Source organism: Shewanella baltica (assembly GCF_900456975.1).
GTDB lineage: Bacteria > Pseudomonadota > Gammaproteobacteria > Enterobacterales > Shewanellaceae > Shewanella > Shewanella baltica.
Window position 1 is genome coordinate 5018640 of sequence record NZ_UGYM01000002.1, and the last position, 13368, is coordinate 5032007.

The 13368-nt window shown below is 47.3% G+C and carries 9 protein-coding genes and 1 riboswitch; of the genes, 5 read left to right on the forward strand and 4 right to left on the reverse strand.

Translation table 11 applies throughout. The features are described from left to right. Positions 1-43 precede the first annotated feature (43 nt). The gene (locus DYH48_RS22400) at positions 44-3268 is read right to left on the reverse strand and encodes an EAL domain-containing protein (protein WP_115335968.1); all 3225 of its coding nucleotides are present in this window, start codon (positions 3266-3268) and stop codon (positions 44-46) included. 440 nt (positions 3269-3708) lie between these two features. Further along, positions 3709-4362 (reverse strand): 3,4-dihydroxy-2-butanone-4-phosphate synthase, encoded by a 654-nt coding sequence (ribB, locus tag DYH48_RS22405; RefSeq protein ID WP_006083662.1) that lies wholly within the window; start codon positions 4360-4362, stop codon positions 3709-3711. A 192-nt stretch (positions 4363-4554) separates the two neighbouring features. After that, a riboswitch (FMN riboswitch) is annotated at positions 4555-4785 on the reverse strand. A 180-nt stretch (positions 4786-4965) separates the two neighbouring features. Here ribB and DYH48_RS22410 point away from each other — a divergent pair. The 4 genes from DYH48_RS22410 to DYH48_RS22425 all read left to right on the forward strand — a co-directional run bounded on the left by DYH48_RS22410 (position 4966) and on the right by DYH48_RS22425 (position 9130). Further along, complete coding sequence (locus DYH48_RS22410; RefSeq protein WP_115335969.1) at positions 4966-7101, forward strand: S9 family peptidase; 2136 nt, start codon at positions 4966-4968, stop codon at positions 7099-7101. Between the two features lie 11 nt (positions 7102-7112). Beyond that, positions 7113-7562, forward strand: a complete 450-nt coding sequence (locus tag DYH48_RS22415; RefSeq protein ID WP_115335970.1) for a GIY-YIG nuclease family protein — start codon at positions 7113-7115, stop codon at positions 7560-7562. 203 nt (positions 7563-7765) lie between these two features. Further along, positions 7766-8374 carry an SIMPL domain-containing protein gene (locus DYH48_RS22420; RefSeq protein WP_115335971.1) on the forward strand — a complete coding sequence of 203 codons (609 nt, stop codon included), beginning with the start codon at positions 7766-7768 and terminating at the stop codon, positions 8372-8374. Positions 8375-8608: 234 nt separating this feature from the next. Continuing rightward, a complete protein-coding gene (locus DYH48_RS22425; RefSeq protein ID WP_006083658.1) occupies positions 8609-9130 on the forward strand; it encodes a hypothetical protein in 522 nt (173 codons plus the stop codon). Positions 9131-9433: 303 nt separating this feature from the next. Here DYH48_RS22425 and DYH48_RS22430 read toward each other — a convergent pair whose 3' ends face one another. Then, on the reverse strand, positions 9434-10219 hold the full coding sequence (locus DYH48_RS22430; protein ID WP_115335972.1) for a DUF4097 family beta strand repeat-containing protein: 786 nt from the start codon (positions 10217-10219) through the stop codon (positions 9434-9436). Positions 10220-10504: 285 nt separating this feature from the next. On the opposite strand from DYH48_RS22430, the gene DYH48_RS22435 reads away from it, so the two are divergent. Further along, complete coding sequence (locus DYH48_RS22435; RefSeq protein WP_115335973.1) at positions 10505-11272, forward strand: class I SAM-dependent methyltransferase; 768 nt, start codon at positions 10505-10507, stop codon at positions 11270-11272. A gap of 25 nt (positions 11273-11297) precedes the next feature. On the opposite strand, the gene DYH48_RS22440 is transcribed toward DYH48_RS22435, so the two are convergent. Beyond that, on the reverse strand, positions 11298-13352 hold the full coding sequence (locus tag DYH48_RS22440) for a M14 family metallopeptidase (protein ID WP_115335974.1): 2055 nt from the start codon (positions 13350-13352) through the stop codon (positions 11298-11300). Between the last annotated feature and the right edge of the window lie 16 nt (positions 13353-13368).

The window sequence follows — 13368 nt, forward strand, 5'->3', positions numbered from 1 at the left end:
ATTCTTCAATTCTTTTTGCTATTAGTTGCTAGCTTTCAGCATCTTAGATATTCACGCATCTATCTTGGTAATCGTGGTTAAGCAGTGCTGTGTGCTTGATGTGCAGCAAGGGCGTGATCTCGTCGAAGGGCAGTGCTTTAGAGATCAAATATCCTTGGGCAAAGTGGCAACCTAGATCCCGCAGGAAGTGCCACTGGGCCTCGGTTTCTATGCCTTCGGCCACTAACTCCATTTCGAGACTTTGCCCCATCATGACGATAGCTTTGACTAAGTTAGCATTAGCGTTACTTTCGAGGGCATTTTCCACAAAGCTACGGTCGATTTTAATCACAGAAATCGGGAATTTCTTCAAATAACTCAGGGAAGAATAACCTGTACCGAAGTCATCGATATAGATTTGCGAGCCTAAATGGCGAATCGATTCTAGCGTGCTCAAGCAATGGCTGGCATCGCCCATCAGCATGCTCTCAGTGATCTCAATATGCACATTGCGCGGGTTTACATGGTGGCGGTTAAAGCATTCCTGCAGCACTTGGTCGAATCCCATGCCGCGGGTGTTGATGCATTGGCGACCGGAAACATTAATCGCGACATTGATTTTTAGGCCACTTTTTTGCCACTGCCTCAAATCATGCATGGCTTGGTTGAGCACCCATTCGCCCATAGGTTCTATCAGTCCGGTTTCTTCGGCCAGCGGGATAAATTGATCTGGTGGGATCAGGCCAAAGTCGGGGTCTTGCCAGCGGATAAGGGCTTCGACGCTGCAGACCACTCCAGTTTGCATATCCACTATGGGTTGATAATGCAGGGCAAATTCATTTTGTGCCACGGCGCGGCGCAGGCGTTGCTCTAATTCCATCCGGGCGAACATGGCTTGATTCATACCCGCGGTGAAGTATTTAAAATTATTCCGTCCCGCATCTTTGGCTTGATACATGGCGGTTTCGGTATTGCGGGTGAGTGAGCTGACATCGAGGCCATCTTCGGGATAGACGCCGATACCAAAGCTGGCTGAAATCTGGATCTCGCGGTCATTTAAGTCAAATGGTATGCCTAAGGTTTCGATAATACGCGTTGCCATGTGTTCGATGGCGAGTTCGTTAGTCAGTCGCGGCAATATAAGCACAAATTCATCCCCCCCGATGCGGGCGATAAAGTCGGTTTTACCCGCAATGCTTTCTAAGCGCTTGGCCACATCTTTAAGTAATAAGTCGCCCGTGGCATGGCCTTGCACATCGTTGATGTATTTGAATTGGTCTAAGTCAATCAGCAGAATCGCCAGTTTGCGTGAGTCATGCTGCGCCACATGGATTTCGTGCTGCAGGCGCTCATTAAACAACTTACGATTAGGCAGGCCCGTTAACGCATCGAAGTTGGCTTGATACCAAAGATCTTGCTCATATTGCTTACGCTTACTGATATCCATAAATAAACCAATGTGTTGGATTATTTTCCCCTGCTCATTTCGCACCACAGTAATGGCTAAATACTCGGGATACACTTGGCCATTTTTGCGCTTATTCCAAACCTCGCCCTCCCATTTTCCTTCTGTTTGCAGCGACTCCCACATGGCGGTGTAAAAGTGCTGTGGGTGACGGTTAGCACTGAGAAGGGATGGACTGCGGCCTTTCACTTCTTCCAATGTATAGCCAGTAATATTGCAGAAAGCCGGATTGACCAGTTCGATATGGTTGTCGGCATCAGTCACCATTATGCCCTCGGCAGAATAGTCAAATACCGCAGCGGCGCGGGTGAGAGCATGGTTTGCCTTCTGCCGTTCGCTGATCATGCGGTTCATGGCGCGAGCCATGCGAGCCAGTTCATCGGTACCTGAGACGCGGATATTGATATTGAGCTTGGGATCTTCCGCCATTTGCTGCATATCATTGGCAATCTTAGTGATTTTATCCATAAAGTTGCGAATGATCTTCTGTCCGAGCCAGAGTGTAACGGTTGCGGTAAATAGGGCTGATAACAAGTACAAGCCGAGGAAGGTCAGGGCTTGGTTTTGTTGATACTCGCTCTGCTGCGCCATGGTCTGGGTGATGTCCTTGGCGAGTTGATGCAGTTGTTCGATACGCTTTGTGGTGAGTCCCCACCATTTTTGGCTGTCAATCGGGTGTGGCGGCATTAACAGCTGTGTCATCGCTTGGCTTAACTTGTCCTCACTGGCTGGGACTTGCGCGATGGCGTTGATCTCCGCCATCGGCAAACCTTGCTGCCGCAGTTGCTTTAGCTTGACCATGCTGAACTGGTATTGATCTACGCTGTTCTCAATGGTTTTCAGCGCCGACTTAAATTCGGGGAGAAAGCGAATTTCGTGATTGAGTTCATCTAAGTTGAGGTGAATGTTCGCTAGCGCATCATTAAATTTTTGCAGTGAAACGTCATCGCCCTTCAGCAGATAGTCCTGAAAACTCCCCATTAAGCCACCGTAACCTAAGTTGGCATTAATATTCTGTGCCAGTGCGCTAATGCGGGTTTGTTGCTCGATTTGTTGGCTAATTTGCAGAATACGTTGATTCTCTGGCGAATCTTGCAGGTTTTTCAGTAACGATTTTCTATCGGAAATCGCGGCACTGCTCGCGTGCATCACAGCTCGGCCATATTCATACATGAAGGAGCCTATGGTGCGGTAATCATTCAAATTGAGTGAGTCGCTGAGCAGCAAATGATTGATCGCGCTACGTTCTTTTACGGCGAGTTCTTGCACCATCAGCAAGTTTATTAAATCGGTATAGGCGCGGGATTGGCTGATTTCGTTGGTTTGTAACTGCAATAGTTGAATGAGCTGTAATAGCTGAGTGTGCAGTTGACTATAGAGATCACTAAACGAGCCTTGTGTTTCGCTCGCAAGAGTTTGACGTGCGTTGGCGAGTCTGTGGCCTGTGAGTGTGATGGCATCTAATAATGCGTTCATCTGACTGGCTTCAATACTCTTAGGATCGAGCGACTCACTGAGGTGGGCTAAAGGTTCACTGTTAAGTAACGTATCGAGAGCTTTGGAGGTCGCCTGTTGTTGCGTGACTAGCGCGTTATCGGCGGGCAGTTGATTGGTGCTCAGACCATATTCGTTCTGCAACTGATACAGTAATTCGGTGATGTGTACCGTCGCCTGCACCGCAAGATGGTTGTGCTTGGCCGAGTGTGATTCATTTATTAAGCCATGCATGCGCGTCAGGATAAAAAAACTCATCATCAACAAGGGGACAAGCGAAAATAGTATGAGCTTTTGCTTCAAACTAAGGTGGTGTAACGCTGACGGCATTAAAGATCACTCCACTCGTTCGCCTAGTCAAAAAAAGAAATTCAACGTCATCACGTTGAACTTGAGTTGAAAATGGAACTAGGCACAGGGTGAGAATATTTAACATAGGCGGCCAGTCACCGCGACCTTTAGTTTATGGATATCTAATCTAGGTCACGAAATTAAGCAAATTGTTATATATCGAGCTAAACAGCTATTTTTATTAGCATATTTTGTGCCTATCAAACAAACATTTCATTTGTCTGTGATGTGAGACAGTTTTTGCCATTCGAAAGAATGACTTTATTTCATGTTCCATGGGCAGTGATTCAGGGAAGATATAAAAAGTGGGATAGGCGAAGTTGGGCTGCAAATAACGCCCAATAAAAAGGACGTTTGCCGCAGCGAAACGTCCTTTATTTTTTAGCTAATGACCTAAGTTTAGGCCATTGAGGTCTGACTTAACCGACCTTCGCCAGTAGCGATTTACGGTAGACCACTATGTCTTCAATCGTCAGCACAGGCATATTGTGCAGTGCGCCGAAGGCGATAATTTCGGGTAAACGCGCCATAGTACCGTCTGGGTTAGTGACTTCACACAATACACCTGCGGGTTTTAAGCCAGCGAGTTGCACTAAATCGATCGTGCCTTCGGTATGGCCGCGGCGAGTTAACACGCCGCCCGGTTGGGCGCGAAGTGGATACACATGGCCAGGGCGAGCGAGATCGCTTGGCTTAGCGTTGTCGGCAATCGCGGCTTTAATGGTGGTCACGCGGTCAGCGGCAGAAACCCCAGTCGTTACACCGACAGTTGCTTCAATACTTACAGTGAAAGCCGTGCCGTATTGGCTCGAGTTGTGCTCGACCATAGCAGGCAGTTCGAGGGCTTTGACTTTTTCATCGGGTAAACACAGGCAAACAATACCGCTACATTCACGGATGAGCATGGCCATTTGGGCGTTCGTCAGCGTCTCGGCAGCGAAAATTAAATCGCCTTCGTTTTCTCTATCTTCGTCATCGACCACTAACACACCTTGGCCTTGACGCAGGGCATTAAGACCCGCTTCAACGCGTTCGATAGCAGTACCAAAAGGAGCAAGTAAAGACTGATTCATGGTTAATATCCTTAAAAAATACGACATTGGAATATCCAGAATCAGGGCGTGCAGAAATACAACCTAATCAAACCTAATGGCTCGATTTTGCTGTAGCAATATCACTTCACTTTGGGGTGAAGTTATTGCAAAACATGAGGCTAACACTGCGATACATAAGCGCGTTGCACTTAAATACCACAAGGTGTTGTCTTACATTCTCTTCCATCCGGACTCAGCACTGTCGCCATTAAAGCAAACAGTCCATTACCGTCGGCTCTGGAATAGTCAGTTTTGCACTCGGCAAAATCTAAGGCACCAGATCTGCTGACCCCGAAAGTGATTTCGGGCGCTCGCGGGCTTTGGGGATGCTCAGTAAAATAATCACTTCGCTGTTACCCATTTACCGCCGGTGGGGAGTTTCACCCCGCCCTGAGAATTTGCTTTTGAGCCGTTTGCGCTCAAAAACGCGGTTATGTTGCTCTTATTTACCGTGAATGGCAACTTCTCGCGTTCAATGTTTGCGCTAGTGCACACCTGACCACTATCATATTGAACACATAAGCTTATTGACTTGCCGTTGCATTCTGCGACGGTCGTTATGGACGTCACAAGGACGTATAAATGCGATCTCTGCTGCTAACTTTAGGTATTGCCATGTTGTTATCCGGTTGTTCGACCTCAAAAGGGCAAGTACCCGCCCCAGTTGCTGAAAAAATTCCCCATGTGATGACTTTGCATGGCGTAACGCGCACCGATGATTACTATTGGCTGCGTGACGATGAACGCAAAGATCCTAAAGTGTTGGCCCATCTCGAAGCCGAAAATCGCTACACTGCGGCTTATTTCAAACCCTTAAAGCCGCTGCAAGATGGCCTTTTTAAAGAATTAACTGAGCGCTTAGTCGCCGATGAGTCGAGCGTGCCGTACCAATGGCACCAGCACAGCTATTACAGTCGTTATAAAGAAGGCGGCGAATATCCGTTAATCAGCCGTAAGGGCGCCGATGGCGTTGAGCAAGTGATGCTGGATGTTAACGAGCGAGCTAAGGGCCATGAGTTTTATGGCTTAGGCGGCGCGAGTGTCAGCCCAGATGAAACCATGTTGGCCTTTGGCGAAGACGTCCTCAGCCGCCGTGTATACCACATCTATTTTAAAGATTTGGCCTCGGGTGACATGATCGTCGACGTGCTTGAAAACACTGAAGGTCGAGTGGTGTGGGCGAACGACAACAAACATGTGTTCTATATCGCCAAAGATTTGCAGACCTTACTTGGCTACCAAGTGTATCGCCATGAGTTGGGCACTAAGCAGTCGAGCGATGTGTTAGTGTATGAAGAACAAGACGATTCTTTTTATATCTCGCTGGGCAAAACCTTAGATGAATCGCAAATTGTGTTGTTCCAAGAGAGCACCACAACGAGCGAAGTGTCAGTGCTCGATGCCAAGGATCCTTTGGGTTTATTCAAGCCAGTGTTAGCGCGGGAAGAAGGTCACGAATACAGCGTGTCTAAGCTGGGTGATACTTATTACATTCTTACCAACTGGCAGGCGACAAACTTCCGTTTGATGAAGGTCGCCATTAAAGATGCGGCGGACAAATCTAAGTGGCAAGAAGTGGTTGCGCATAACCCCAATGCCCGTATCGAAGACGAGTTAGTGCTCAAGGACTATCTGATTATTCAGACCCGCGAAAATGGCCTAACGCGCATTAAAGTGATGCCATTCAACGGTCAAAAGCCCTTCGAATTGAGCTTTGATGAGCCTGCCTATGTGATGGGGTTAGATGTTAATTCTCAGCAAGACAGCAATAAGTTACGCATTTTCTACTCTAGCCTGACAACGCCAGAAGCCGTATACGAATATTCGCTGGTGAATCCCGATAGACGGGATTTATTGAAACAAGATCAAGTCTTAGGCGGCTTCGATGCCAGCCAATATCGTGCCGAACGTGTGTTTATTACCGCTCGTGATGGCGTAAAAGTGCCTGTTTCTTTGGTGTATCGTAAAGATAAATTCAACAAAGACGGCACTAACCCTCTGTATCAATATGGTTATGGATCTTACGGTTACACAGTTGAACCAGACTTTTCTTCATCCGTTATCAGTCTGCTCGATCGCGGTTTTGTGTATGCCATCGCCCATGTGCGCGGTTCAGAAATGCTCGGCCGCCCTTGGTATGACGACGGTAAGCTGTTGAATAAGCAAAACACCTTCCATGATTTTATCGATGTAACCACGGCATTAACGGCACAAGGTTATGGCGATAAAAACAAGGTCGTCGCCTCTGGCGGCAGCGCGGGTGGTTTGCTAATGGGCGCAATTGCTAATCAAGCGCCGGACAAGTATTTTGCCATCGCAGCCCATGTGCCGTTTGTTGATGTGGTGACCACTATGCTGGACGAGTCGATTCCGCTGACGACCAATGAGTACGATGAGTGGGGCAATCCGAACGAGAAAACCTATTTCGATTATATGCTGAGTTACTCGCCTTATGACAATGTCACTGAGCAAGAATACCCACACATGTTAGTGACGACGGGTTTGCATGATTCACAGGTGCAGTATTTTGAACCCGCCAAGTGGGTGGCTAAGCTGCGCGATGTTAAAAACCAATGGTACAAGAGTGACGATAAAGTCTTGTTACTTAACGTGGATATGGAAGCCGGCCATGGTGGTAAGAGTGGTCGTTATCGCCAATACCAAGACACAGCCCAAGAATATGCGTTCTTCTTGAGTCTGTTAGGTATGGCGAAGTAGGTCATTCGTAAGTGACCGAATCAGCCGTCAGCCTAGGCAATACGGACATAGGCGCTTTACAGCAACATGAGTCACTGGGGGCAGACGCACTTGCCCCAGTGACTAGTGCTGTCATTGCCAAAGATGCAGTGACAGAAGCTTCGCTGAATCCCGTACCATTAAATCCTGCACCTCTGAAGCCTACACCCATAAAGTCATCATCTCTCTGGTACTTGTATGTCGTCCGCTGTGCCAATGGGCATTTATACACAGGTGTCACCACTGACGTAGCGCGACGCTTTAGCGAGCATCAGTCGGGTAGCATCAAATCCGCTAAGTATCTGCGCGGTAAAGGTCCATTAACGCTGATGTATCAAGAGCAGGTTGGTAGTCACGGCGATGCACTGCGACGTGAGATCGCAGTTAAAAAGTTAAGCCGTAGTCAAAAGCTGGCATTGATTGAATCTGCTGAATATAGATAGTGCGAGATAAAAGAGCTAAATCATTGGTGTACACGTGTAATGATTAAGCACTGTCATTCCAGTGACACGCCGTGAATATATCCCTATAGGCTCGACGACGGCATCCATGCCGTCAACGGTCACTTCCATGTCAGTGCTTAATCCCGTTAACCACTGAGTATTCTGTTAGCCTGCATTCTGTCGTTACGTTGCAAAATTTAACAATGGGTGTCTCAGTATATACAGTGGTCTATCTTGAGGTGGAAAGCTTAAAAGCGAGTAGTGCCGAAGCTAAAAATGATGCAGATGATAGGGTTAACAAGCTTTTGTTAGGCCTTGGCAAATTTAATGTCGATGAGAAAAATGTTTCTGCGTCCTCAATCTCGACAGCGCCCGAGTATTCCTTCGGTGATAATGAAAAACGTGTGCTTGATGGTTACCGAGCTAGTCGCAATTTAAAAGTGACCCTCAATAACTTAGAACATCTAAACGCTTTTATGGATTTTGCCTTAAGTGTACAACTTGATGAAATCACACGCGTTGAGCTGAAATCCTCGAAAGAGGCTGAGCTTAAAAATGAGGCTAGAGCCTTGGCTGTTGCAGATGCTAAAGAAAGAGGAAGTCTATTGGCGAACGCTTTTGGGGCTACTATTGGCAAAATTTACAGCATTGGTTCTTCAACAGATGACAGCATTGGCCGTTATGGTGCCAACAATGGAATCGAGCGAATTGGTTCACGTATGGGGAAACCTCAAGTGACAGGGCAATATCTGCAGGAGAATATGGTTTTTTCAGCATCTATCAGTGTGGTATTTGATCTCGATGTTAAGTGATAGTTTTACTACAAAAGTCCGGATTGACACAAATAGTTATCGCGACATCAAAAATTTCACAAGAGGTGTCTCGATAAACTTAGCTAAAAAGTGGAAAATGGAACTTCAAGATTGGATGTCTGTAATGATCCTGTTTATGACCACTTTTCTTGTTACTGGATAATTACAAACGAAGTATATTTCGAACTTAAGTAATGTCTTTTAGTTCTGCATTCGAATAATAAAGGAATTATTGTGCATATTATTATTGGATTTTTAACGGCATTAGCAACAGTGCTTTTTGCATTGGATAGATTGGGGATTGACATAGGCTGGTTTAACCCGTGGGCTTGGCAGCGTCGCCGCGCATGGTTAAAGCAATCAACTGGACATCCCGCCTATGGTCTTAATAAGCCAATTGATGCAATTGCTTTGATAGCAACTGCAGCAGCGAAAATTGACGGTGATCTTTCAATTGAAGAAAAAGAAAAACTAAAGGTTATATTTCAAAAGACGTTCAATCAGTCTGAAAAAGATGCTGTACAACTGATTGGTGCAAGTGTTTATCTTTTAGGATCAGGAGAAGATGTTTTTCAAGCACCTGAGAAAGTATTAAAACTTTCACTAGAGAGCTTTTCTGAGGCACAAAGAACATCCTCAATAGAGTTAATTTCAGAAATAATAAATGTAGGCGGCCAACCATCTGAGGTTCAAACAGTTTTCTTCAAGAAAGTCAAAAAAATCATGACGTCAAATGCTAGTAGAAATGAGTGGTAGATAATTTAGCTTTGGCTTGAATAATAAATACGAGTATATCGAGACATCCATAGTCAAATTTTGCTCCGAAAAGACAAATAGGTAAAACTTTACCAACGACTGGCCTGCATTGTGGTTGGAGAAGTAAGAATCGAGAGCTAAAAAGATGCCACTACAAGGGGTTAGTGGCATAAATGCATAAGTCGGGCACAAGCTTAAAAGGGTGGGTAGAAGACTGACATCTTGGCTGGGAACCGTTGCAACATCAGTCTCTACGCCGGGAAGTTAGTAAAACCTTTGGGTATAGAGTGGTAAAGCGGCGCGTTATTCCATGCTTACTGGGCCGTCGATTTTGTTAAATTTCACATCGCCAGAACCTGCCGCAAGAATCGTTAATCCCTTAGTATTAAAGACATTAATGTTGCCTGAGCCATCTGTGATGGTCACTGGGCTCTGCACATTGGCGACTTCGATGTTGCCTGAACCGTCATCGATGGCGATATTGCCGCGAACATCAATCACCTTGATGGCACCAGAGCCATCTTCAACGGTTAGGTTGCCGTTGATTTGACTGACTTCAATATCACCAGAGCCATCATCAATGCTGACATTGTTACCGCCGTTGATGATGAGTTCGCCTGAACCGTCTTTGACATTGATATCTGCTGTCATCTTGCTGATCAAAATGGCGCCTGAGCCGTCATCGATATCCAGTGCTAAATTCGCAGGCAATTGAAGTTTTAGATCGATATAGGGCGAGTAATTATTAAAACCGCTTTGTTCAAAATCGGCCTTGAGTTTGGCTTTGTTAGCCTTTTTCTCAAGGGTGAGAATGACTTTGCTGTCGTCGTTACCGTCCTTATTACTATAGATGTCGGCGACGAGTTTAATTTGGGTAAGGCCTTCGACACCGATAATTTCGAGGCTGCCTGCGCCAGTCTCGGCAATCAGGCCTTGCAAGTCTTGGCTATCGAGTGTGAGTTCGCGTTGCTGGTGGTCTAAATCCGGCATGCCAGCGGCGTTGACATTAATAATGCAGCCGGTGAGCGATACCCCTGCGGTAAACACCAATATAAAAGCGAGGGTGAATATAAATGGGCGTAGTGACATGTTAGCTTCCTTGTTTATCTGGCACTCGTTATTCGTGTGAGTGCTGAGTCGTCTTGCGATGGATAAGACATTGCACAGCCCATGCCAATTTTAAGTTTCATTTATAATCAATGATTTAAAATAAAAGTGTCCGCGCTTGGCTGTGTGGACATGTCCGCCTAATGAGGGATTTACTCACAGATTAGTGAAATTGCTCATTTATTGAGTTAGCTTGAGCCTCATAGGTCTGGCCGAGCAAACATACAGACAATACAAAAAATACAAAAAACATAAGAAGGGATGCAGATGGATTATTTAACGACGAACAAGACGGCTTGGGATGCGCGCACTCGGGTACATTTAACCTCGGATTTTTACGATGTGGCGGGCTTCCTGCGTGGGAATTGCTCATTACGGGAAATCGAGCTTAGCGAGCTGGATGTGGCAGGGAAAAGCTTGCTGCATCTGCAATGCCATTTTGGCTTAGATACCCTGTCGTGGGCGCGCATGGGCGCTAAAGTACTGGGCGTTGATTTGTCTGAGGTGGCGATTGATGAAGCACAAAAGCTGGCGCAGCAGACACAATTGTCCGCCGAGTTTATTTGTAGCGATGTTTACAGTGTGGCGAGCAAGGTTGAGCCGCAAGATATTGTTTTTACGTCCTATGGTGCCATTGTGTGGCTGCCAGATTTAACCCTGTGGGCGCAGACGGTTGCTGACTGTTTAAAACCCGGCGGACAGTTTTACATGGCCGAGTTTCATCCGGCGCAGCAGTTGTTCGATGGTTATAGCTATTTTAATCGGGGTGAGCCAGATATAGAGCAGGAAGGCACTTATACCGAAAATGCCGGTGATGATCAGCAAACCTTAATGTGTTGGTCACACAGTTTATCGGAAGTGATCAATGCGTTATTGCAGGCGGGCTTAGTGTTGGAGTTCTTCCACGAATTTGATTTCAGCCCGTACAACTGTTTCGAAGGGCTCGAAGCGCAAGCCGATGGTCGTTATGTGTTAACACACCAAGGGCAGAATGTGCCCTTGGTGTATAGCATAAGTGCTCGTAAGCCCGCGTAATCCTAGCCGTTTGTGTTGGCGAGGATTAACGACTACGGTAAACCGGATACTTAAGGTAACGGTTATCGTAGTAAGGGCTGCGTTCATAGAACCAGCGCAGGCGTGCCTCGGGATCGGCGGCAAATTCGGCGTTGGTCAGTGCCTTGTCGAACTCAGCCTGCAGCTTAGGATCATCTTTTAGCATCTTGGCCGCCAGCGGCTCAACCGCATAATCTTCAATGTATTCAGTGCGGGTGAAGATAGGATTAAAGAAACCCCATTGCAGCAAGGAATCAGGTGATTGCGGCTCCAGCAGTAAAACCGCCAGATCGCCCAGAGGTTGATCTGTGCTGATTTTAATGGTGCCAGCGGGCAGAGTGGTGCTGACTTTCGTCAACTCTGACTCGGCTTTGACCGTTTGATGGCCCTCAAAATCCTTAGTGTTAAACACAGGATTGCTGAGTTTGTACTGCTGTAATTTCAACTCGGTCGGTTTGGTCAGGCGCGTCATGCGGATGCCGTGTATGTTCAGGCGATCAATCACCTGCGTCCATTGAGCCGGAATATAGTAAGCACTCGGACGAGTGACTTTAATATCGGGCACAGTCTCGGCGATCACGGGCAAGTTGGGGTACAGCTTAGGTTGACCGCTCCAGCGCACCACCTCTGTGCCGCTAATCGGACTCTGCTCTAGCTGGTAATCTATACCCTTAAAGTCCCAACCTTTTGCGAGCGGTGCCGATTTCCACGTGAGGGTGATCAGCGGTGAAGCGCGATATTTATCCTCTTGAATTGCACTCTTCAGTTTAGTCGCCTGTTCACCCACGGTTTTGAGGGTTTGCTCCAGCATCACATAGGTGCCGAGCACCCTTTGCTTAAAGGGTTTTAAGCTATGGTTTTCAATCAAAATAGTGGGTAAATGGCGGGCATCGCCATAACCGTTAGAGAAGCGTGGGCTAGGATTCCACAGCGACATGCCTTTGGTGATATCGGCGTTATCCACGGCAAAAATCAGCGGGCCGGGAATATGGCCTTGCTCGGTTAATGCCGCTTCAACCGCGGGTCTGTAGCTGTTTTCGAGCCAGCGGTAACTGGCTGGGCTTAACCCTTGGGCTAGGTTATAACCAAAGGTGACATCGTATTGATAGTCGATGCCGTCGGTGACATGCACGTCGATATACAAGTCAGGCTGCCAGACGTTGATTGCGCGCAGCATGTGCTGCATTTCTAAGGTATCGGCCTTGGCATAATCGCGGTTAAGGTTGAGATTATTTGCGGTAGTGCGCCAGCCCATATTCACAGGACCGCGTTGATTCACACGATTAAATTCGCCGCTGCGCTCATGGGCATCGACACTAAACATAGGCACAAACAAGAGGTTGGCTTTATCCAGCAGGGCGCTTTTATCGCCCTTAATAATGTCGCGTAGCAGCATCATGCCGGCATCTTTACCGTCGATTTCTCCGGCATGAATCCCCGCTTGCACTAACACAGTTGGTTTAGTGTTTTGCTTGAGGCGTGCCGACTCATTAATGCCTTCACTGCTGGCGATATACATCCAAATATCGCGCCCCTGTGGGCTCTTACCTAGGCTCACCTTTTGTAATTTATCGGTCTCGCCCGCGAGTTTGTCGAGCCAAGCGATAGTGGCATCGTAGCTTGGACTTTCAATACCGCCACTTTGCTCAAACGGCGTCGCCCACTCGCTATCAACACTTAACATGAGCGATTCGCTGGCGCCATGCCAAGTGATGCTCGGCGGTAAAATGGCATCGTTGACAAAGGTGTTGGTTCGCTCAGGAGTCGGCGCGGGCTCTGGCGCTACAGTGGTGGCATAGGTTGCGACAGTCGCAGCGGGTTCGGTTGCTTGGGTATTCGCAGCCGGATTCACATCCTCTGGCGCTGTTGCTACTGGGGTTTCAACTGGCGTTTTGTCGGTAACGGTTTGCGCCGCAGCGACTGGCGTTGAGGCCGACAACTCAGTAGATGCTTGAGCTGTTTTGGCTAAGGTTTTTGCCTCGTTGGCAACAGCATCGACAGTGTAGAGACTGCCGGCAGAAAGGCAGGCAATGGCGATAACGGAGAGGGAAAATAAGCGCATGAAAAGAGTCCAGATA